Below are 21,364 nucleotides of genomic sequence, written 5' to 3'. Positions count from 1 at the left end.
CTCCTCAGCTCTTCCCGCCGCGGACGAGGGCCGGGTCGACCACTCCCCGGCGCTCCTGCCAGAACCTGCCGTCGCGGATCCGCCAGAAGCACATCAGGAGCACGCCGACGACGGCGATGCCGATCCCGATGACCAGGGGCGGGCCGAGACCGAACCAGGAGGTCCCGCCGGCCGAGTTCCCCGGGTCGGACATGTCGTGGACGGACTCCACGAGGAGCCAGGCCAGCAGCCCGGCGCCGACCAGGGGGCCGACACCGATGAGCAGGAAGTTGTGGACGTTCTCCAGCAGGTGGCGGCGGTAGTAGACGGCGCAGGCCAGGCCGGTGAGCGCGTAGTAGAAGGCGATGAGCAGCGAGAGGGCGGTCAGGGAGTCGAGCAGGGCGTTCTCGCTGATCTGGTTGACGGCGAGGTACCAGGCGATGGCGATGACGGCCACCCACCAGGTGCTGACGTCGGGGGTGTGGAAGCGGTGGTGGATGTGCGCGAGGTGCGGGGGCAGGGCGTGCCGGCGGGCCATGGACAGGGCGGTGCGGGAGGCCGGGATGATCGTCGTCTGGGTGGAGGCGAGGGCGGAGGTGCAGACGGCGAGGAGCACCATCCAGTCCCAGCCGCCCATCACCTCGTGCGCGAGGACGGCGAAGATCGCCTCTTCCTCGCCGGCGTTCTCGGCGAGGAACTTCGTCCCGGCGTAGGCGACGATGGCGAAGCCGACGGACAGGTACGTGACCAGCAGGACCAGGGTGGACCAGATGCCGGCCTTGCCGGGCGCGGTCGCGGAGTCCTCGACCTCCTCGGTGAGGTTCACGGCGGATTCCCAGCCCCAGTAGATGAACACGCCGAGCAGCAGGCCGCCGGTGAGCGCGCTGCCGCCGGCGCCGAAGGGGTTGAGCCAGGTCATGGACGGGTGGACGGAGCCGAGGGTGCTGGTGCCGGCGTAGACGCGGTAGATGGCGACGACGGCGAAGACCAGGAGGAAGAGGACCTGGGCCAGGATGAGGACGTCCTGGAAGTGCGCCGACAGTTCGGTGCCGATGACGCAGATCGCGGTCATCGCGAGGATCACCACGACGGTGAGGGTCTGGCGGACCACGGTGTTGTCGGCCCAGCCGTCGAGGCCGACGGCGAGCAGCCCGAAGTGGACGGCGACGTCGGCGAGGGAGCCGATGACGAGGACTCCGGTCATGGTGATGGCCCAGCCGCCGAGCCAGCCCGCCCAGGGCCCCATGGCGCGGGTCACCCACGAGAAGGTGGTGCCGCAGTCCTGGTCGACCTTGTTGAGGTAGTAGAAGGCGGCGGCGATGAGCAGCATCGGCACGAAGGAGGCCAGCATCACGCCCGGGGCGTAGATGCCGGCGATGGCGACGATCGGGCCGATGACGGCGGCCAGGGAGTAGGCCGGCGAGGTGGAGTTCAGGCCGATCACGAGCGCGTCGAGGAAGCCGATCGCGTTGGCCTGGAGGGTGTCCTCGCCGGAGGCGGCGTCGGGGAGGGTGCCCTCCGGTCGGCCGTGGTCGCCCTGGTCCATGTACGCATCGTCACGCGCGCGGCGGTGCCGCGCGAGGCGGCGCGGGTCGTCCGGGTGGCGGCCCCGCTCGCCCCGGCGCCGCCGGTTTCAGGGGCGGACGTTCCAGCCCGCCACCACCGGGAGGCCGTGTTCCGTGGACAGGACGCTGACCGTTCCGGTGCGCAGCAGGAAGAGCCGGCCGTCCGTCGGGGGCAGGCCGAGGTAGCGGGCGGTGAGGACGCGCAGGAAGTGGCCGTGGGCGACGAGCACGACATCGCCCTTGTCGGCGCGCAGCACCTCGCCGGCCCGGGCCAGGACCCGGTCGGCGCGGGCCCCGACCTGGGCGGCGCTCTCCCCGGGGTGGTGGGCGTCGCCCTGCGGGACCCCGTCGGTCCACAGCGACCAGTCGGGCCGGGTGCGCTGGATCTCGGCGGTGGTGATGCCCTCGTAGCCGCCGTAGTCCCACTCGTGGAGGTCCGGCTCGGGCACCCCGTCGGTCAGCCCGGCGAGTTCGGCCGTGGCCACCGCCCGGCTCAGCGGGCTGGTCAGCACCAGGGCGGGGTGCCGGTCGCGGAAGTAGGGGGCCAGCGAGAGGGCCTCGTCGGCGCCGCGCGCGGTCAGCGGGACGTCGGTGAGTCCCGTGTGCCGCCCGTTGGCGCTCCACGCCGTCTCCCCGTGCCTCACCAGCAGAAGATCACTCATGCCCCGGACCCTATGGGGAGCGGCTCGCGCCCGGCACGTCAGGGCGGTGGAGCGGCGCGCACGTGTCACTGTCGGGCCTCGTGGAAGCGGGCCTGGGCGTCGGAGAGGTCCACCACCGGGTCGGGGTAGTCGTAGCGGGCCCGCTCCTCGGCGGGCAGCCGCCAGGGTTCGTGGACCCGGGGCGCGGGCAGGCCGGCCAGTTCGGGTACCCAGCGGTGGACGTAGCGGCCCCGGGGGTCGTACCTGAAGGCCTGGCGGACGGGGTTGAGGACCCGGTTGGGGCGGGTGTCGGTGCCGGTTCCGGCCACCCACTGCCAGTTGAGCTGGTTGTTCGCCACGTCCCCGTCCACGAGGAGGTCGAGGAAGTGCCGGGCTCCGGTGCGCCAGTCCACGTAGAGGGTCTTGGTGAGGAAGCAGGCGGTCAGCAGCCGGCCCCGGTTGTGCATCCAGCCCTCGTGGCGCAGCTGGCGCATGGCCGCGTCGACCACCGGGTAGCCGGTGCGGCCGTCCTTCCAGGCCTGGACCTCCTCCTCGGCGGCGGACCCGGTGCGCCAGCGGTCGTGGCGGGGGCGGTAGTCCTCGGCGGCGGCCGCGGGGCGGGCGGCGAGGACCTGGTGGTGGAAGTCGCGCCAGCACAGCTGCCGGACGAAAGCCTCGGCGCCGGGGCCGCCGGCGGCGCGGGCGCGCTGGACGGCCTCGACGGGGGAGAGGGTGCCGAAGTGCAGGTGCGGGGAGAGCCGGGAGGTGGCGTCGGCGGCCAGGTCGTCGTGGGTGTCCTCGTACCGGGCGACGCCCGAGCGCAGCCAGCGGGTCAGCAGCCGACGGGCTTCGGCCTCGCCGCCGGGCGCCAGGCCCGGGGAGGTCCCGGTGACGGCGGAGCGGCGGGGCGGCTCCTCGGACCCGATGGACTCGGGGACGCGGACGGCGCGCGGGGCGGCGAGCGCCTCGCGCGGGGGCAGCGCGCTCCAGCGGCGCAGGTACGGGGTGAAGACGGCGAAGTGGTCGGAGCCCGAGCCACGGGGGAGGACCGCGCCGGGGGCCACCGCGGTGATCACCCCGTCGTGCGCGTGCAGGGCGCACCCCTGCGCCCGCAGGGCCTCGCGCAGGCGGCGTTCGCGGGACTGGGCGTAGCCGCTGACCCCGGCGGCGAGGTGGACCTCGTCGGCGTCGGTCTCCCGGGCGAGGGCGCAGACCTCGTCGACGACGTCCCCGGAGCGCAGGACGAGGCGGCCGCCGCGCTCGCGCAGTCCGGCGTCGAGGTCGGCGAGGCAGTCGGCGAGGAAGGCCAGCCGGTTGGGCGCGGCGAAGCCGGAGCGTTCGACGGCCCGGTCCCGGACGAAGAGCGGGACCACCCGGTCGCAGGAGGCGAGCGCGGAGCGCAGCGGCGGGTGGTCGTGCAGGCGCAGGTCGCCGGTGTACAGGACGACGGCGGTCTTCTCGGTCTTGGCGGTCTTGGCGGTCTTCAAGGCGCTGGTCTCCCCCATCCGATCCGAACCATGGGCAATCCGGGCTGAACGGACCATTGGTACAGTCCTGACATGGCGGTGGACGAGCTCGACACCCGGATCCTGCGCCTGCTGATCGAGCAGCCGCGCACCAGTGTCCGCGAGTACGCCCGGATCCTCGGCGTGGCGCGCGGAACCCTCCAGGCCCGGCTGGACCGGCTGGAGCGCACGGGGGTGATCACCGGAACGGGCCCCTCCCTCTCCCCCGCCGCACTCGGGCACCCGGTGCTGGCCTTCGTGCACATCGAGGTCACCCAGGGGCACCTGGACGAGGTGGGCGACGCCCTGGCCGCCGTACCGGAGATCATCGAGGCCTTCTCGATCACCGGAGGAGGGGACCTGCTGACGCGGGTGGCCGCCCGGGACAACGCCCATCTGGAGGACGTGATCCAGCGGCTGATCCGGCTCCCGGGAGTCGTCCGCACCCGGACCGAGGTGGCCCTGCGGGAGCGGGTCGCGCACCGGCTGCTGCCGCTGGTCGAGTCCGTGGGACGGGCCGTGCGCAAACCCTGACAGGATGGGCTGGGCAGCGACACGACCGGCAGGACGGGCACAACGGATGATCTCCGTCATATTCGATCTCGACGGCACCCTCGTGGACAGCGAGCCGAACTACTACGAGTCCGGACGCCTCACCCTGCAGCGCCACGGGGTCCCCGACTTCGACTGGGAGCAGCACTCCCGGTTCATCGGCATCGGCACCCTGGAGACGCTGGAGATCCTCAAGGAGCGGCACGGGCTGCGGGCGCCGGTGGAGCAGCTGCTGGCGGAGCAGAACGCCGCCTATCTGGAGCTGGCCCGCACCCGTACGGAGGCCTTCCCGGAGATGCGCAGGTTCGTGGAACGGCTGCACGCCCGGGGCGTTCCGATGGCGGTGGCATCGGGGTCCTCCCGGGAGGCGATCGACGCCGTACTGGAGGGCACCGGGCTGGCCGCGCTGCTGACCACGGCGGTCTCCGCCGAGGAGGTCGAACGGGGCAAGCCCGCCCCTGACGTGTTCCTGGAGGCGGCCCGCCGGCTCGGCGCCGTCCCCGCCTCCTGCGTGGTGGTCGAGGACGCGGCGCCGGGGGCGCTGGCGGCCCGCGCCGCCGGGATGCACTGCCTGGCCGTGCCGTACGTGGCGGAGAGCGCCGCCGACCCGGCCTTCGCCGGCGCGGGCCTGCTCTTCGCGGGCGGGCAGGCGGAGTTCGGCGCGGCCGAGGCCGAGGCCTGGCTGGAGTCCCTGCGGGCCGGGTGACCGGGGGCGGGAACGGGGCCGGGTGACCGGGGGCGGGTGACCCGCCCCCGGGGTGACCAGGGGCGGGTGACCAGGGGCGGGTGACCAGCCCGCATCGGGTGACCAGCCCGCGGCGGGTCACCGCGAGCAGCCGCCCTGGAGCGCGGACTCAGCGCATGACGCGCGGCAGGCGCAGGCTGAGCAGGACCGCAAGGGCGATCAGCCCGAGCTGCACCAGCAGGGTCACCGCCAGGGCGTCCCGCATGCCCAGCGCGGCCGCCAGGGCGAGGAAGAGGCTGCCGACGGTCGCCACGCCCAGGGCGAGCGAGGACTGCTGCGTGGTGACCATGACCCCGCTGCCCACCCCGGCCCGGTCCGCCGGCACGTCCGAGAGCATCAGCCGCATCAGCACGGGCAGCTGGAGGCCCTGCCCCAGGCCCGCGATGGCGACCCCGGGGGCGAGGGCCGCGAGGCCCAGGCCGGGCCAGCCGCGCCAGACGGTCACCAGCAGCAGGCCGATGCCCACGGCCTGGATGATCCCGCCGGCGGTGACCACCCGGCTGCCGAAGCGCCCGACCAGCCGGGGACCGGCGAGCGAGGCGGCGAAGAAGGCCAGGGCCATCGGCACCAGGGCGAGCCCCGCCGACACCGGGCCCATGCGCAGCCCCTGCTGGAGCGCGACGGCCACGACGAACATGAAGCCGCTGAAGCCGATCGAGAACGGCAGCAGCATCGCCAGCCCGCGCCGCAGCGACACCAGGCGCAGCAGGCTCGGCGGCACCAGCGGGGTCCGCCCGAGGCGGTCGGCGCGGCGCTCGGTCAGGTAGAAGGCCACGGCGGCGAGCGGGGAGACGGCCAGCGACACCCACGTCCACAGCGGCCAGCCGGCCGCCCGGCCCTCCGTCAGCGGGAGCAGCAGGGACACCAGCGTCAGCCCCAGCAGCAGCGTTCCGGGTACGTCCACCGACGCCGGGCGGTCGGAGCGGGTCTCCGGGACGGCCCGGACGGCGAGCACCAGCCCGAGGAGCACCACCGGCACGTTGACCAGGAACACCGAGCGCCAGCCGGAGCCGGCCACGTCGGCGGCGACCAGGACCCCGCCGAGGATCTGGCCGGCGACCATCGACAGCCCGGCGGTGGCCCCGTACAGGCTCATCGCGCGGGCCCGGCGCGGCCCCTCGGTCGTGGCCTGGATGGTGGCGAGCACCTGGGGCAGCATCAGCGCCGCCGCGGCCCCCTGGGCCACCCGCGCGCCGACCAGGGTCCAGGCGGTGGGGGCCAGGCCGCAGGCGAGGGAGGTGGCGCCGAAGGCGGCCATGCCGATCAGGAACAGCCGGCGTCGGCCGGCCGTGTCGCCGAGGCGGCCGCCCAGCACCAGCAGCACCGAGTAGGCGACGCCGTAACCGCCGACGACCAGTTCCAGCATGGCCGGGCCGGCGGCGAGGTCGGTGTCGATGGCGGGCAGCGCCACGTTGACGATGAAGAAGTCGATCAGCGGGAGGGCCGCGCCCAGCAGCACGGTGAACAGGCCGAGCGGCGAGATTCCGGCGGGCTGGTGGGCCCGGGCCGGGGAGGTGGGGGTGGAGGTACGGGGCGGCGTTCGTACGGTCGTTTCGGTCACGGAAGAAACGATCCTCCCCCACTCAGCCTGGTACCAGAGTCTCCTTATCCTGGTACCAGGAGTACCTGGAAACCGGCTGGGCGATGCGGCACGCTGGACCCATGACCACTGTGGCCCCCCAGAGCGACCTGCGCCGGCACGAGCTGGCCGACTTCCTGCGCAGCCGCCGCGAGCGGATCACCCCGGAACAGGTCGGGCTGACGCGCGGCCGCCGCAGGCGCACCCCCGGACTGCGCCGCGAGGAGGTCGCCCAGCTCTCCGCCGTCGGCGTCACCTGGTACACCTGGCTGGAGCAGGCCCGCGAGATCCAGGTGTCCCCCCAGGTCCTGGACGCCCTGGCGCGCGCCCTGCTGCTGGACTCCAGCGAGCGCACGCACCTGTTCGCCCTCGCGGGAAGCACCGATCCCGCGCCGGACACCCGCTGCCCGAGCGTGACCCCGGCGCTGCGGGCCATGCTCGACCAGCTGGACCCGATCCCGGCGTGCGTACAGAACAGCCGGTACGACATCCTCGCGTACAACGCCACGTACGGACGGCTCCTGTGCGACCTGGACCGGCTGCCGCGGGAGGACCGCAACTGCATGTGGCTGGCCTTCACCAACCCCGACTGGCGGGCGTCCCTGGCCGACATGCCGGACGTGAACCGCCTGATGGCGGCCAAGTTCCGGGCTTCGATGGCCGGACACCTGGCAGAACCGGCCTGGAAGACCCTGCTGGCCCGGCTGGAGGCGGCCTCGCCGGAGTTCCGCGAGATCTGGGCGCGGCACGAGGTGGTCGGCATGGGCGGCAACGTGAAGTACATCCGCAACGCCCATGTGGGCCTGCTCCGCCTGGAACACACCAACCTGTGGCTGGGCCCGGCGGCCGGCCCCCGCCTGACGACGTTCGTCCCCCTGGACGAGGAAACCCGCCTCCGCCTGGAACAACTCCGAGCCCTGTCCCCGGCGGCGGTCTGATCTGGGCAGCCGGATCCCCGATCAGGCCCCGGGCCCGGCCAGGCCCGCCGCGATGGCCCGGCCGCTCTCGACGGCCGTCAGGTAGGGCCGTACGTCGTGCGCCTTGGCCCCGTTGTGGATCGGCAGGTCTCGGATCCGGTCCCCGAACAGCGGCCGGAGCTCCTTGGCCAGCGCCACGAGGTCACCCCTGTCGGCGATGTTGACCCACTGCCGCACCGGCGCGGGCCAGCGGGCTCGTCCGGCGTGCGGCGGCGGCCGAAGCCGGTCGAAGACGAGATGGCGGACGCCGAGCGGGGAGCCCAGGGTCACGAGCGTGACGTCGGGACGGTCGGGGCCCGCGCACAGGGCCTCGTAGGCGACGACCGAGCCGAGGGAGTGCGCGACGACCACCCGGGTCGCTTCGGTGAGCGTACGCTCGAACCGCTCCCGGATCGCGTCCCTGACCTGCTGCTCGGTGAAGTAGCGACGGACCTGCCGGGCGGCGCCGATCATCAGCCGCTCCCCCATGCCGGCGAAGAACGCGGAGTGGCTGAGCGCGTCCAGGGCCCGCTGCACGGGACGCACGGTCCGCAGCCGGGTCCGGTCCCCCGGGCCGGGCAGCCGGGGGTCGAGCTGGGCGGCGTACTCCCACCACTGGAGCAGGAGTTCACGCTCGGTGCCCTCCTCGACGTCGGAGGCGTCGAGCTCGGGGGTGCCGAGGCCGCGGTGGCCGGCCTTGCGGAAGAGGTCGCCGTAGAAGGCCATGGCGACCTCCTCGCGCGCAGGCTTCTCCCCACCGGCGAGGACGAGCCCGTCGCAGAGCGCGGGGTACCACTCGGCGAGCAGCGACTCGGGGCCCACGGTCTCCTGCGCGATACCGTGCACGAACACGATCCGGCTCACGGCCGCACCTCCGTCAGGGTCAGGGCGACGACGCCCATGTCGGTGGCCACGCAGATATGGCCTTCGCGGTCGATGGAGAAACCGTTGATGCTGCTGCCGATGTTGATCTCGGACGTCCAGCTGAGAGTGTTCATACGGCCGACACGCAGCAGGCCGTGCCGGTCGGCGGCCGCGAGGACCGCAACGCCCCGGATTTCGGCGAAGTGGATGTCGCTGACGGCGGAGGCGAACGGCGGGAACTCCCCCACCGTGGCGCGGCCGGCGTCCAGCCGACGGACGGCAATCCGTCCGTCGCCCGATCCGACGACGGCGAGCTCGGCTCCGTCGAGTCGCAGGAGTTCCAGGGCGGTCGCGCCGAGCGCGAATCCCGTCATCACCTCGCCCAGGGGCCGGCCCGTCTCCGGGCTCCACAGCCGGACGGTGCCGTCGTACGAGGCACTCGCCAAGGTGTGGACGCCGCCGACGACCAGATCGCGCACCGCCATCACGCTGGACGTGTGCCCCTCCATCGGCTTGCAGGCCGCGGTCCGGTCACGCAGGTCCCAGGCTTCCAACGTGTTGTCGCTGGTGGCCCATACCACGATCGGCCGGTCTCCGAACTGGACCGTGTGGGTGGCGACCACGGTGCCGGGCCGTTTCAGCAGCCGGCGACGGGCCGCGAGGTCCCATACCTCGACCGAGTCCCAGGTGCTGCGCACCACCACCGGATGTCCGTCCAGCAGGCTGGTGGACGCGTCGTAGAGGAGGCCCTCGGAGGTGAGCTGGGGTGCCACCTGGCTGCCGTCGGCCAGGTCGTGCTGGCGGATGGCTCCCGAACCGCTGCTCCCCGTCACGACCAGCGGCCGTCCGTCCTGTCCTTCGACGATGTCGGCGAACAGCAGGCCCCTGGCAGTACCGCACAGCGGTTCGCCGACCGTGTGCATCCCGCCCAGGTCCCAGACGGTGACCTCCGAGAACCCGACGGTGAGGACGACCACGGCCCCGTCCACCCGGCCGAAGATCGGAGCGGAGTAGGTGTTCGCCGGCCCAAGGAGCCAGTCCGGTTCGGGGAGCGGCTTTGACGGGTCGTACCGAACGGCACGCCAGACTCCCACCTGCTGCCCTCCGCTGACGGCCACCACGGATTCGGCGCCCAGCCGTCCGAGCGTCGCACCGTAGGCCGTTCCGTTCCGCGCCGGGAACGGACCGGCCACGAGGTCACCGCTGATGATCTCGCAGACCTGGAGGCCGTTGGCCTGTCCTTTGGCGAGCACCACGGCCTGTCCGTGGTGGAAGGCCACCCCCTCCACCGAGGTGTAGCGGGCAAGGCCCTTCACGTCCCGGTGCCCGAGCAGGCGGGTTCGGAGCCCGCCGCCCTCCCTCGTGACCCGCCACACATAGGCGTGGGCCAGGTCGGTCGCGACGGCGACCTCCAGCTCTCCGCCCACACCCCGTACGGCCAGATGTTCGACATTCCCCACATGGCCCGCGAGCGGGCGGCCGACAGGCGTTCCCGATTCCACGTCCCAGATCCGGACGGTGCCGTCCCCGCTGCCGCTGACCAGGACGTGCCTGCCTGCCAGTTCGCCGAACGCGGCGCAGGCGACCGCGTTCGTGTGACCCGTCAGCTCGGCGCTCTCGGTACCGCCGCCCATCGGTTGCCACAGGCGGACCTTGGTGTCCGATCCGCCGGTCGCCACGGTCAGCCGGCCCTGGATCACCGTGGCCGCGACCGCTGCCACATCCCCGGTATGGCCTTCCAAGGGCGGGCCCAACTGCTCGCGGGTGCGCAGATCCCACACCCGGGCCGTACCGTCGGCGCTTCCGGTGACGACGAAGGGTCTGCCGCCCGCTTCGCAGAACGCGGTGGCGGACACCGACCGGGTGTGCCCCTCGTCCGGCCGGTCTGCCGCCAGGTCCCACACGCGTGCCGTGTGGTCGGCGCCCGTGGTGATGGCCAGAGCGGTCTCGCCGCGGACCGCGAGGGCCGCGGCGGTCATGGCCTCCAGATGGCCACGCATCGGCCGGCCCAGCTGACGCTGCGCGCGCAGGTCCCAGAGCCGGGCGCTCTTGCGGCCGCCCGTCAGTACGACCGGGCGGCCGGCGAACTCGCCCGTCACCGCCGAGAGCACGCCGCCGAGCGAATCATCGGTGTGCGCCTCGACCGGCTCTCCCACCTGACGGCGGTCGGCGAGGTCCCAGCAGCTGAGCATGCCGGTCGAATCCCCCACCAGGGCGAGCGAACGCCCGTCCAGTTCCACTGCGCGCACGGTCTGCACGACGCCGGCGGGACCGACCAGCGGATTGCCGTCGCGCCGGGCGTCCCCTCCGTCCAGAACCCCTTCGAGGTCCCACACGTACACGGTTTTGTCCTCGCCACCGGTGAGGGCGATGGCACGGCCGTCGAAACGGCCGAGGTCCACGCTGCGGACCGACCGCCGGTGCGCGACGAGCTCAGCGCCCAGTTGGCTCCGGCCCTCGAGATCCCACAGGCGGGCGGTGCCGTCCGCGCTCCCGGTCAGCACCACCGCCTTGCCCCGCACCTCACCGATGGCTATCGACAGGATCCGGTTCGTGTGGCCGGTGAGCGGCTCCCCGTACTCCTGGCCGGCCGAGAGGTCCCAGACACGGACGGTGCCGTCGTCACCACCGGTGAGGGCGACTGTGAAGTCGCCCAGGTCGCCGATGGCGAGTGCGTTGACGGTGATCCCGACGGAGAGCGGGGCGCCGATCCGGCGCTGGGTCGTCAGGTCCCACACCTGTGCCGTGGTGTCCTCGCTGCCGGTGACCGCGATCGGCCGGCCGTCCAGGGCACCCACGGCGACGCAGCCCACAGGGCGGTCGTGGCCGCCCAGCAGGCGGTGGGCGCCGCTGGTGGACCACCAGGCCCAGTCGGCGGACCACGGGCGGGCCACGGCGAGTTCGCCGACCCGGCCGGCCAGGCGCTCGGCCTGGCAGCGGCGGGCCGACAGCTGGAGGTCGGCGGCCCGGTCCCCGAGCGGGGTCTCGGGGGTGAGGCGGTGTGCGATCTGCTCGTAGGCGCCGCGGACCCCGGGGGCTCCATCGCCTTCCATGGCTGCGAACGCCCTCAGGAGCGTGAGCGGTTCGCTGGCCAGCAGGAAGCCGGGGTCTTCCATGAGTTCCGCCAGTCGTCCGGCCGCGACGGCGTGGGTGGCCAGGTGCTGGCGTACGTAGGGCAGCGCGGCGAACCAGTCCGGCTGGTCCGGTGCTGCCCGGGGCACGAGCCGGGCGAGGGCGTCGACGACCGCGTGCTGGATTTCGCGTGCGCTGCGGGCGGCGGTCGCACGCAGATGTTCGGCGAGTGCCTTGTGGTACAGGCGGTACGCGGAGCGCCGGTCGTCGTCCACGACTTCCGCGATGTAGGCCGCCGCCACGTCGAGGACCCAGCTGACGTCCTCCTCGGAGCAGGGGATGCCCCAGATCGCGGAGCTGAGCTCGGTCCACACCCTGCCGCGCGGCAGACCCTTGCCCTCGGAGAACGCCAGAGCGAGCAGCATGCGGCGCACCCGGGGCTCATCGGGTCCGAAGCGGGCCAGGTAGTCGTCGAAGGCATCGCCGACCTCGCTGGGGAGGTTGTCCTCCCAGCCCGGTCGGCCGATGTCCACCGGCGCCTCGTCGGAGCGCAGGGTACGGGCCGTCATACGTGCGTAGAGGTAGACCCCGGCGGCCTTGTCGGCCACCCCGCGGGCGACGGTCCAGGCCAGTTCGGAGCGGCCCCGGTAGGGGGTGCGGACCTCGGCCTCCTCGGCTGCCAGCAGGACGCGGGCGACGTAGGCGCTGACGTCCTCGGTTCCGGCCCGGTACTCCTCCTTGTCGAGGTCCAGGCAGGTGAAGGTGGGGCCGAGGGGGGTCACTAGTTCGCGGCGGGTGCCCACCAGGAGGCGCACGCCTTGGATCTCCGCCATGGGGCGCAGCAGTTCGCGGGTGATGCGGCGGGGTTCGCCGTGTCCTCCGGCGTCGGCGGCCGTGTCGGATCCGGCTTCGTCGACGGCGTCGACGACGATGACCAGCGGGGGCCCTTGGCGGCCGCGCCGGGTGAGTTCTTGGAGCAGGGCGGCCACTCCGTCCACCGGGGTGCCGAGGGCCGACGCGATCCGCTCGACGATCTCTTCGAGGCGTTTGTGGCGGGCGTGGACGGCGGCGGTGACGCAGCCTTCGGGGACCAGGGTGCGCGGGTCGACGTCACTCAGGTCGAGACGGGCCCGGTAGGCGGGATCGGAGAGGGCCACGATCCGGCCGAGGACGGCGGATTTGCCGCAGCCGGGTACGCCGGTGACGACGCGGCCCCGGCCGTCGTCCTCGGGGGCCGTCAGCCAGGCCGCCAGTTCTGCGAGCACGTTGACCCGGCCGCTGAAGTAGAGGCCCTGTTCCGATTCGAACTCCACCCCCCGCGAGCGGGGGCCGAAGTGCTCGGCGAGCTCCCGCGCGGCCACGCGGGCCTGCACCTCCAGGTCGGTACCGGCCGGAGGTAACTCCTCCCGGTAGCCGGAGTTGGGGAGGAAGGGGGCGACGACGGTGCCGAGCGCGTGGGCCAGTTCGGCGCGCTGGCCACGCCCGACGGCGTCGAAGCGCTCGTTGATGGCGTCCACCAGCCCGCTGAGGTCGAGATACTGCTGGCGCTGTCCGGTCCGCCCGGTCGTGGTCTCGATCGCGCCGCCCAGTACGGAGACGAAGGCCCCGTCGATGGCCTCTTCCTTGCGCCGGGCGGAGGCGAGGAACCAGAGGCCGGCAGAGGCCTCGGCCGCGACCCCCTGGTAGACGATCGTCTTCAGCGCGGTGGCCGAGGCCTCGGCCGTGCCCGCTCCGGCCGAGCAGGTGTCGAGGATCAGCAGGAGGTGGCGCATCCCGCCCTTGCAGAGGATACGGACCAGGTCCTCGGTGGCGAGGGCCGTGGCGGCCAGCGCGGTGTCCAGGGAGTCCCAGCACAGCAGGTAGTGCCGGTCGCGTTCCTCGACGACGCCGTGACCGGCGAAGTAGACCACCACGACGTCGTCGTCCGCGAGGTCGGCGTAGGCGGACCAGTTGCTCAGCTTCTGGCGCAGCTGTTCGGCCCCGTCGAACTCGCCCAGTCCGGACAGGGCGCGGTCGTAGCCGAAGCCCTCGAAGAGCCGCGCCATGGCGGCTATGTCCGAGGAGACCGAGCCCAGCTGGTCCTCCGGGGGGAGGTGACGGTACACACCGGTGCCCATCCCGATGAAGAAGCGCCGCCCCACCAAACCGCCCCCTGTGCCGGACGTCCGTCACCTTGCCGCAGGCAGCCGACTCTAGCGACGCACACCCGCCGCACGCAGGCCTTCGGATCATCCGGGAAGATTCCACGACCCGTCGCAAGTTAGTAGAACCGTGAACGAAATGGTGCGGGACGCGGTGGACGTGGACGTGGTGGTCGTGGGGGCCGGGCAGGCCGGGCTTTCCAGTGCCTACCACCTGGCCCGGGCCGGCATCGGGCACGTGGTGCTCGACCACTCCCCCCGTCCGGGCGGGGCCTGGCAGTTCCGCTGGCCCTCGCTCACCTACGGCAAGGTGCACGGGATGCACGCGCTGCCCGGTATGGAGCTCGTCGGCGCCGATCCGCTACGGCCGTCGTCCGAGGTGATCGGGGAGTACTTCGCCGCCTACGAGGAGCGGTTCGGGCTGCGCGTGCGGCGGCCGGTGGACGTGACGGCCGTGCGCGAGGGCGGTGGCGGGCGGCTGGTGGTGGAGTCCGCGGCCGGGAGCTGGTCGGCACGGGCGCTGGTCAACGCCACCGGGACCTGGGACCGGCCGTTCTGGCCGCGCTACCCGGGACAGGAGCTGTTCCGGGGACGTCAGCTGCACACCGCGAACTACCCCGGGCCCGCGGAGTTCGCCGGGGCACGGGTGATCGTGGTGGGCGGGGGCACCTCTGCGGTGCAGCACCTGCTGGAGGTCTCCGAGGTGGCGGCGGGGACCACCTGGGTCACCCGCAGGCCCCCCGTGTTCCGCGCGGGGGGCTTCGGCGAGGCCGAGGGCCGGGCGGCGGTGGCACTGGTGGAGGAGCGGGTGCGCCGGGGGCTGCCCCCGCGGAGCGTGGTCAGCGTGACCGGGCTGCCGTTGAACGAGGCCGTGCGGGCGGGGCTGGAGTCCGGGGTGCTGGGCCGGCTGCCGGTCTTCGAACGGATCACCCCGTCGGGGGCCGTCTGGGCGGACGGGCGGCAGGTGGAGGCGGACGTGATCCTCTGGGCCACCGGTTTCCGGCCCGCCGTCGACCACCTGGCCCCGCTGCGGCTGCGCGAGCCGGGCGGCGGGATCCGGATCGAGGGGACCAGGGCGGTACGGAACGAGCGGGTCCACCTGGTCGGCTACGGGCCTTCGGCCTCGACCATCGGCGCGAACCGGGCGGGCGGGGCCGCCGTCCGGGAGATCCGCCGGCTGCTGGCCCGCGGGCCGGCGGTGTCAGCCCTGCGCTGACATGGGCGGGCCGTCGACCGGGAACTCCCGGTCGGCGGCGCCGGCCTCGCGCCTCGCCCCCGTACAGGACCGTCGATCGTAGGGCGGGGAGCGGCTGGGACGCCTGCTATTTCGGCCGGGCGGCCGGGGTGGCGGCCCGGGGCGGCGGGCCGGCCTGGGCGCGGGCGCTCGTACCGGGCGGGGTGGCGGCCGCCGTGCCGGTCGCCGCCGCGCGGAGCCGGTTGAACTCCGCCACGTGCTTCTTGTGTTCCTCGTAGCCGGCCGAGAAGCGGGTGTCGCCGGGCTTCACGGTGACGAAGAACAGCCAGTCGCCGGGGGACGGCGCGACCGCCGCCGCCATGGCCTGGAGGCCGGGGCTGTCGATGGGCGTGGGCGGCAGGCCCTGGCGCTCGTAGGTGTTGAACGGGTGGTCGATGCGGGTGTCGCTGAGCTTGGTATCCACGGTGGTGCGGTTCAGCGCGTAGTTGAGGGTGGAGTCCATCTGGAGCGGCATCGACTTCGCGAGCCGGTTGTGGACCACCCGGGCCACCTTGCCCATGTCGGCCGGGTTGTCGGCCTCCGCCTCGATGATGCTGGCCAGGGTGGCCGTCTGGTACGGGGTCATGCCGTGTGCCCGGCCGCCGTCGGCGACCGCCTTGGTGGCGAGCTTCTGGTTGGCCGTCCGGACCATGGTCGCGAGCAGGCCGGCCGGGGTGGACTTCGAGGTCACCGGGTACGTCGCCGGGAAGAGGTAGCCCTCCGGGTTGCCCTTCGCCTCCGGCGGCAGGGCCAGGCCGGCCGTGGCGACGGAGGATGCGGTGGTGCCCGCGGGGAGTTTCAGCTCCCGGTCGATGGCCGCGTAGACCTGCGGGGCGCGCCATCCTTCGGGGATCAGCAGCTGGCGCGGCTTCTCGGGCGCTTCCGTGCGGGGCAGCAGGGGGACGAGGACCGCCGCCCCGATCCCGAGCAGTGTGGCGAACAGGAGCACGAGGCGGCCTCGGCGGGTGAGCCGGGAGCGGCGCTGCGGCGGCTGGTACGCATGAGGCATACCGGCACGCTAGCGCTCATATCGGCAGGTTCCCGGCATCACACCCCGCCCCGGTCATACGATCACACGTTCACCGGAGTCGGTGTGGCGTCCGTGTCGCGGCCCGGCTCCCGCCCGGGCGGCGTCTGCGCGGCGTCCCGGTCCCGGCGGACCAGTGCGGCGTAACGGCCGCCGGCCCCGAGCAGCTCCTCGTGCGTACCGCGCTCGGCTATGCGGCCGGCATCCAGGACCACGATCTGGTCGGCGTCCCGGATGGTGGAGAGGCGGTGCGCGATGGTGATGGTGGTGCGGCCCCGCGAGAGGTTGTCGATGGCCCGCTGCACGGCGTGCTCCGTGCGGGTGTCCAGGGCGCTGGTGGCCTCGTCCAGGATGAGCACCGGCGGGTCGCGCAGGATGGTGCGCGCGATGGCCAGGCGCTGCTTCTCGCCTCCGGAGAAGCGGTAGCCGCGCTCGCCGACCAGGGTGTCGTACCCGTCGGGCAGGGAGTCGATGTGGTCATGGATCTGCGCAGCGCGGGCCGCCTCGACTATCTCCTCGTCGGTGGCGTCCGGCTTGGCGAAACGCAGGTTGTCGGCGACCGAGGCGTGGAAGAGGTAGGTCTCCTGGGAGACCACGCCGATGGAACGGGCCAGCGAGTCGAAGTCCAGGTCGCGTACGTCGACCCCGTCGAGGGCGACCCGGCCGCCGGTGACGTCGTAGAGCCGGGGCACCAGGTAGCTGAGCGTGCTCTTGCCGGAGCCGGTCGGGCCGACCACGGCGAGGGAGCCGCCCGCCGGGACGGTGATGTCGATGCCCGTGAGCGTGGGCCCGGTCTTGGCCTCGTACGCGAAGTGCACGTCTTCCAGGCGGATCTCGCCCTTCGCGCGGCCCAGCCGGACCGGGTCCTCCCGCTCGGTGATGTCCACCGGCAGGTCGAGGTACTCGAAGATGCGGGCGAAGAGGGCGAGCGAGGTCTGCATCTGCACGCCGGTCGACAGCAGGCTCACGGCGGGCCGGAACAGCCCCTGCTGGAGGGTGACGAAGGCGACGAGGGTGCCGACGGAGAGCGAGGGGGCACCGGTCTGCAGGGCTATGCCGGCGGCCCAGTAGATGAGCGCCGGCATGGCCGCCATCACGATGCCGATGGTGGACATCCGCCAGCGGCCGGCCATGCTGGAGCGTACTTCGAGGCCGACCAGCTTCTCGGACTCCTCCGCGAAGGCGGCGGTGAGGGACTCCGAGCGGCCCATGGTGCGGCCGAGCAGGATGCCGCTGACCGAGAGGGACTCGGTGACGGTGGCGGCCATCGCGGCCATCTGCTTCTGCCGCTTGGTGGTGATCCTCTTGCGCTCGCGGCCCACGCGGCGGCTGATCCACACGAAGAGGGGCAGCAGGAGCAGGGAGACGAGGGTGAGCCGCCAGTCGAGCGCGAGCATCGCGACGACGGAGGCGACGACGGCGGTCAGGTTCGACACGAGCGAGGTCGCGGTCGAGGTGACGGTCGCCTGCATGCCGCCGATGTCGTTGGCTATGCGGGACTGCACCTCGCCGGTCCGGGTGCGGGTGAAGAAAGCCAGCGGCATCCGCTGGAGCTGGGCGTAGACGGCCGTGCGCAGGTCGTGCATGACGCGCTGGCCGACGGTGGTGGAGATCAGCGTCTGGAGTACGCCGAACACGCTGTTCACGACGGCCGTGAGGATCATGCCGAGCGCCAGCAGGCTGAGCAGCCCGGTCCGGCCCTGGGGGATCGCGACGTCGAGGATCTCCCTGAGCAGGAACGGCGAGGCGACGGCGACCAGCGAGGAGGCGCCGACCAGCGCCCCGACGACGGCGAGCCGGCCGCGGTAGGGCCGGAACAGGCCGAGGATGCGGCGCAGCTCGCGCGGCCGGTCGGCGGGGGCCGGCCGGCTCGGGTCGAGGGCTTCGTTCGATGGGGTCCACTTCGGTTCGTCGCTGCGCATGGGCCTCCTTCCGCCGGGACTCCGATGAGCCTAGCTCATTGTTACCTATACTCACAATGAATCTGGTCCTGCTACTGTTCCCAGTATGAGTACCGGTTCCGAGACCGACACCCGCGATTCGACCGACGGCGTCCTCGCCGAGCAGCTGCTGCGTCTCACGCGCCGGCTCCACCGCATCCAGAAGCGCCACATGGAGCCGCTCGGGATCACCCCGGCCCAGGGCCGGCTGCTGCGCATCGTGGCGCACTACGCGGGGGGCCAGCCGCCCCGAATGGCCGACCTGGCCACGCGTCTTGAAGTCGTGCCCCGTGCCGTGACCACCCTCGTCGACGGCCTGGAGGCGGTCGGCTGCGTGCGCCGCGCTCCCGACCCCGCCAACCGGCGCGTGATCCGGATCGAGCTCACCGAAACCGGCCGCGCCACGCTGCGCCGTCTGCGCAACGCGCGAACCGACGCGGCAGAGGAGATCCTGGCTCCGTTGACCGCCGAACAGCGCGAGGTGCTCGGCGGCCTGCTCAACGCGCTCGCGGACGTCCCGGCGGAGCGCCGCTGCTGAAACGGTCCCTCGGACGGGCGCCGCGGGCGGCGGGCCGGACGTCCGGACGCCGGGCGCCCGGACGGACAAGGGGTCGCACATGCCGCTGCTCGAACCGAAGCCGGGCGCCCTGCGCCCGCGCCAACCCGGCGCCCCCGCCCCCGACCGGGTCCCGGACCGGATGGCCTCCGGCACCCCGCGGACCCTGCGCGAGGAACTGACCGGCCTCCTCGGCGCCGAGAAGGTGCTCTGGAAGGTCTCCGACCTGGTCCGCTACGCCACCGACGCCTCCCCGTACCGGTTCGTCCCCCAGGTCGTGGTGATCGCCGAGGACATCGACGACATCTCCGCCGTCCTCTCGTACGCCCACGGCCGCCAACGCGAGGTGGTCTTCCGCGCCGCCGGGACCTCGCTGAACGGCCAGGCCCAGGGCGAGGACATCCTGGTCGACGTACGCCGCCACTGGCGGGGCGTCGAGGTCCTCGACGACGGCCGGCGCGCCCGCATCCGGCCCGGCACCACCGTGTTCCGGGCCAACGCCGCCCTCGCCCGGTACGGCCGGATCCTCGGCCCCGACCCGGCCAGCGCCGTCGCCTGCACCCTCGGCGGGGTCGTCGCGAACAACTCCTCCGGCATGACGGCCGGCACCACGAGGAACTCGTACCGCACGCTGTCCTCCCTCACCCTGGTCCTGCCGACCGGCACCGTCGTCGACACCGCCGACCCGCTCGCCGACGAGGAACTGGCCCGCGCCGAACCGGCCCTGTGCCGGGGGCTGATGGAGCTCAAGCGGGAGATCGAGGCCGACCCGGCGCTGGTCGCACGGATCCGCGCCAAGTACGAGATCAAGAACACCACCGGTTACCGGCTCGACGCCTACCTGGACGGCACCACCCCCGTCGAGATCCTGCGCGGCCTGATGGTCGGCTCGGAGGGCACCCTGGGTTTCATCGCCGAGGTCGTCTTCGACACCCTCCCCCTCGACCGCGAGCTCACCAGCGCGCTGCTGTTCTTCCCGTCCCTGCCCGCCGCGGCCGCCGCCGTCCCCCTGTTCAACGAGGCCGGGGCCCTCGCCGTGGAGCTGATGGACGGCAACACCCTGCGCGCCTCGGTCAGCGTCGCGGGGGTGCCCGCAGACTGGGCCGGGCTGCCCAGGGACACGGCCGCGCTGCTGGTGGAGTTCCGCGCCCCGGACGCCGCCGGGCGCGCCGAGTACGAGCGCCGGGCGGCCGCCGTCCTGCCCTCGCTGGAGCTGGTCGCGCCGGTCGCCTCCGTCACCAACGCCTTCACCTCCGACCCGGCCGTCATCGCCGGCTACTGGAAGGCCCGCAAGGCCTTCGTCACCGCCGTCGGCGGGGCCAGGCCCCCCGGGACCACCCTGATCACCGAGGACTTCGCCGTACCGCCGTCACGGCTGGCCGAGGCCTGCGAGGTGCTCCTGTCCCTCCAGGCCGAGCACGGCTTCGACGCGGCCGTCGCCGGGCACGCGGCCCACGGCAACCTGCACTTCCTGCTGGCCTTCGACGCGGCCCGGCCCGCGGACGTGGACCGGTACGCGGCCTTCATGGAGGCCTTCTGCCGGCTCACGGTGGAGCGGTTCGACGGCTCGCTGAAGGCCGAGCACTCCACCGGCCGCAACATGGCCCCCTTCCTGGAGCTGGAGTGGGGACCCCGGGCCACCGACCTGATGTGGCGCACCAAGCGGCTGGTCGACCCGGAGGGCATCCTCGCCCCGCGGATCCTCCTCGACCGTGATCCGCGGGCCCACCTGCGCGGATTGAAGACGATCCCGCGGGTGGAGGACGCGGCCGACCCGTGCATCGAGTGCGGGTTCTGCGAACCGGTCTGCCCCAGCGAGGACCTGACGACCACTCCGCGCCAGCGGATCGTGCTGCGCCGCGAGATGATGCGCCAGCAGCCCGGCTCCCCGGTCCTCGACGGGCTGCTCGACGCCTACGGGTACGACGCCGTCGACACCTGCGCCGGCGACTCCGCCTGCAAGCTCGCCTGTCCGGTCGGCATCGACACCGGCGCGTTGATGCGGGACTTCCGCCACCGGCGGCACGGCCCGCGCGAGGAGCGCGCCGCTGCCCTGGCCGCCCGGCGGTTCCGTACCGTGGAGGCCGCCGCCCGGCTGGCCGTGGCCACCGCCGGCCAGGTCGCCGGCCGGTTCGGGGACCGGCTGCCGGCCGCCGTCACCCGGGCCGCGCGCAGGGCCGTACGCCCCGGCCTGGTGCCGGAGTGGCTGCCGCAGATCCCCGGCGCCGCCGCGCGCGGGCTCCCCCCGACCCGGCGGGTGGGCGCGGCCGCCGTGTACTACCCGGCCTGCGTCAACCGGATCTTCGGCGGTCCCGCGGACGACCCCGGGCCCTCCCTGCCGGAGGCCGTGGTGGCCCTTGCGGAGCGGGCGGGCCGGCCGGTGTGGATCCCGCGCGACGTGCACGGCACCTGCTGCGCGACGATCTGGCACTCCAAGGGCTACGAGGCGGGGAACCGGCTGATGGCCGACCGGATCACGGAGGCCGCCTGGGGCTGGACGGCCGGAGGGCGGCTGCCGCTGGTGGTCGACGCCTCCTCCTGCGCCCTGGGCCTCGCCCGCGAGGTGGTCCCGTACCTCAGCGAGGACAACCGGGCCCTGCACGCGGAGCTGCGGATCGTGGACTCCGTCGTCTGGGCGGCGGAGGAACTCCTGCCGCATCTGGAGATCCGGCGCACGGTCGGGTCGGCGGTCCTCCATCCCACCTGCTCCATGCGGCACTTGGGGGACGAGGAGCAGCTGCGGACGGTGGCTGCCGCCTGCGCGGACGAGGTGGTGGTCCCGGACGACGCGGGCTGCTGCGCCTTCGCCGGCGACCGGGGGATGCTGCACCCGGAGCTGACGGCCTCGGCGACGGAGCGGGAGGCGGCGGAGGTGACAGCCCGGCACTTCGACGCGCACCTGTCGGCGAACCGGATGTGCGAGGTGGGCATGGAACGGGCCACCGGCCGCGCCTACCAGTCGGTCCTGCTCGCGCTGGAGCGCGCCACCCGGCCCTGAAAATCGATTG

At 73.4% G+C, this 21,364-nt stretch carries 14 protein-coding genes; 6 read left to right on the top strand and 8 right to left on the bottom strand.

The genetic code is table 11. The features are described 5' to 3' along the window. Positions 1 to 4 precede the first annotated feature (4 nt). The 3 genes from AB0F18_RS09225 to AB0F18_RS09215 all read right to left on the bottom strand — a co-directional run bounded on the left by AB0F18_RS09225 (position 5) and on the right by AB0F18_RS09215 (position 3,690). On the bottom strand, positions 5 to 1,525 hold the full coding sequence (locus AB0F18_RS09225; RefSeq protein ID WP_362056587.1) for an APC family permease: 1,521 nt from the start codon (positions 1,523 to 1,525) through the stop codon (positions 5 to 7). 87 nt (positions 1,526 to 1,612) lie between these two features. Then, positions 1,613 to 2,206: a histidine phosphatase family protein gene (locus tag AB0F18_RS09220; RefSeq protein ID WP_362056585.1), complete on the bottom strand. Its 594-nt coding sequence runs from the start codon at positions 2,204 to 2,206 to the stop codon at positions 1,613 to 1,615. A 65-nt stretch (positions 2,207 to 2,271) separates the two neighbouring features. Then, positions 2,272 to 3,690: a deoxyribodipyrimidine photo-lyase gene (locus AB0F18_RS09215; RefSeq protein WP_362056583.1), complete on the bottom strand. Its 1,419-nt coding sequence runs from the start codon at positions 3,688 to 3,690 to the stop codon at positions 2,272 to 2,274. A gap of 54 nt (positions 3,691 to 3,744) precedes the next feature. Between AB0F18_RS09215 and AB0F18_RS09210 the strand changes: the two genes are divergently transcribed. Next, the gene (locus AB0F18_RS09210; RefSeq protein WP_362056581.1) at positions 3,745 to 4,224 is read left to right on the top strand and encodes an Lrp/AsnC family transcriptional regulator; all 480 of its coding nucleotides are present in this window, start codon (positions 3,745 to 3,747) and stop codon (positions 4,222 to 4,224) included. A 46-nt stretch (positions 4,225 to 4,270) separates the two neighbouring features. Then, positions 4,271 to 4,948, top strand: coding sequence for an HAD-IA family hydrolase (locus AB0F18_RS09205; RefSeq protein WP_362056579.1), 678 nt, complete (start codon positions 4,271 to 4,273; stop codon positions 4,946 to 4,948). 148 nt (positions 4,949 to 5,096) lie between these two features. On the opposite strand, the gene AB0F18_RS09200 is transcribed toward AB0F18_RS09205, so the two are convergent. Beyond that, on the bottom strand, positions 5,097 to 6,548 hold the full coding sequence (locus AB0F18_RS09200; RefSeq protein ID WP_362056577.1) for an MFS transporter: 1,452 nt from the start codon (positions 6,546 to 6,548) through the stop codon (positions 5,097 to 5,099). Positions 6,549 to 6,649: 101 nt separating this feature from the next. Between AB0F18_RS09200 and AB0F18_RS09195 the strand changes: the two genes are divergently transcribed. Continuing rightward, positions 6,650 to 7,504, top strand: coding sequence for a helix-turn-helix domain-containing protein (locus tag AB0F18_RS09195; protein ID WP_362056575.1), 855 nt, complete (start codon positions 6,650 to 6,652; stop codon positions 7,502 to 7,504). Between the two features lie 21 nt (positions 7,505 to 7,525). Here AB0F18_RS09195 and AB0F18_RS09190 read toward each other — a convergent pair whose 3' ends face one another. Both AB0F18_RS09190 and AB0F18_RS09185 read right to left on the bottom strand, forming a co-directional pair. After that, entirely contained in the window at positions 7,526 to 8,386 is an 861-nt protein-coding gene (locus AB0F18_RS09190) for a hypothetical protein (protein WP_362056573.1), read from the bottom strand. Beyond that, the gene (locus tag AB0F18_RS09185; RefSeq protein WP_362056571.1) at positions 8,383 to 13,563 is read right to left on the bottom strand and encodes a caspase family protein; all 5,181 of its coding nucleotides are present in this window, start codon (positions 13,561 to 13,563) and stop codon (positions 8,383 to 8,385) included. The genes AB0F18_RS09190 and AB0F18_RS09185 overlap by 4 nt, the downstream gene beginning before the upstream one ends. Positions 13,564 to 13,738: 175 nt before the next feature. Between AB0F18_RS09185 and AB0F18_RS09180 the strand changes: the two genes are divergently transcribed. After that, a complete protein-coding gene (locus AB0F18_RS09180; protein WP_362056689.1) occupies positions 13,739 to 14,815 on the top strand; it encodes an FAD-dependent oxidoreductase in 1,077 nt (358 codons plus the stop codon). A 106-nt stretch (positions 14,816 to 14,921) separates the two neighbouring features. On the opposite strand, the gene mltG is transcribed toward AB0F18_RS09180, so the two are convergent. Both mltG and AB0F18_RS09170 read right to left on the bottom strand, forming a co-directional pair. Further along, complete coding sequence (mltG, locus tag AB0F18_RS09175) at positions 14,922 to 15,842, bottom strand: endolytic transglycosylase MltG (protein ID WP_362056570.1); 921 nt, start codon at positions 15,840 to 15,842, stop codon at positions 14,922 to 14,924. 62 nt (positions 15,843 to 15,904) lie between these two features. Further along, positions 15,905 to 17,782, bottom strand: coding sequence for an ABC transporter ATP-binding protein (locus tag AB0F18_RS09170; protein WP_362056568.1), 1,878 nt, complete (start codon positions 17,780 to 17,782; stop codon positions 15,905 to 15,907). Positions 17,783 to 17,867: 85 nt separating this feature from the next. On the opposite strand from AB0F18_RS09170, the gene AB0F18_RS09165 reads away from it, so the two are divergent. Then, entirely contained in the window at positions 17,868 to 18,338 is a 471-nt protein-coding gene (locus AB0F18_RS09165; RefSeq protein ID WP_362056566.1) for a MarR family transcriptional regulator, read from the top strand. Positions 18,339 to 18,417: 79 nt separating this feature from the next. Further along, positions 18,418 to 21,354: an FAD-binding and (Fe-S)-binding domain-containing protein gene (locus AB0F18_RS09160; protein WP_362056564.1), complete on the top strand. Its 2,937-nt coding sequence runs from the start codon at positions 18,418 to 18,420 to the stop codon at positions 21,352 to 21,354. Positions 21,355 to 21,364 lie beyond the last annotated feature (10 nt).

The organism is Streptomyces sp. NPDC029216 (assembly GCF_040648015.1).
In the GTDB taxonomy this organism is placed as follows: domain Bacteria; phylum Actinomycetota; class Actinomycetes; order Streptomycetales; family Streptomycetaceae; genus Streptomyces.
Note: the sequence above shows the minus strand (reverse complement) of the source record. Positions and strands in the feature narration are given on the sequence as shown.

Excerpts from the sequence above, each read along its gene's own strand:
- AB0F18_RS09225 (WP_362056587.1), bottom strand. The coding sequence starts at position 1,525 with ATGGACCAGGGCGACCACGGCCGACCGGAGGGCACCCTCCCCGACGCC.
- AB0F18_RS09220 (WP_362056585.1), bottom strand. The coding sequence starts at position 2,206 with ATGAGTGATCTTCTGCTGGTGAGGCACGGGGAGACGGCGTGGAGCGCC.
- AB0F18_RS09215 (WP_362056583.1), bottom strand. The coding sequence starts at position 3,690 with ATGGGGGAGACCAGCGCCTTGAAGACCGCCAAGACCGCCAAGACCGAG.
- AB0F18_RS09210 (WP_362056581.1), top strand. The coding sequence starts at position 3,745 with ATGGCGGTGGACGAGCTCGACACCCGGATCCTGCGCCTGCTGATCGAG.
- AB0F18_RS09205 (WP_362056579.1), top strand. The coding sequence starts at position 4,271 with ATGATCTCCGTCATATTCGATCTCGACGGCACCCTCGTGGACAGCGAG.
- AB0F18_RS09195 (WP_362056575.1), top strand. The coding sequence starts at position 6,650 with ATGACCACTGTGGCCCCCCAGAGCGACCTGCGCCGGCACGAGCTGGCC.
- AB0F18_RS09180 (WP_362056689.1), top strand. The coding sequence starts at position 13,739 with ATGGTGCGGGACGCGGTGGACGTGGACGTGGTGGTCGTGGGGGCCGGG.
- mltG (WP_362056570.1), bottom strand. The coding sequence starts at position 15,842 with ATGCCTCATGCGTACCAGCCGCCGCAGCGCCGCTCCCGGCTCACCCGC.
- AB0F18_RS09170 (WP_362056568.1), bottom strand. The coding sequence starts at position 17,782 with ATGCGCAGCGACGAACCGAAGTGGACCCCATCGAACGAAGCCCTCGAC.
- AB0F18_RS09165 (WP_362056566.1), top strand. The coding sequence starts at position 17,868 with ATGAGTACCGGTTCCGAGACCGACACCCGCGATTCGACCGACGGCGTC.
- AB0F18_RS09160 (WP_362056564.1), top strand. The coding sequence starts at position 18,418 with ATGCCGCTGCTCGAACCGAAGCCGGGCGCCCTGCGCCCGCGCCAACCC.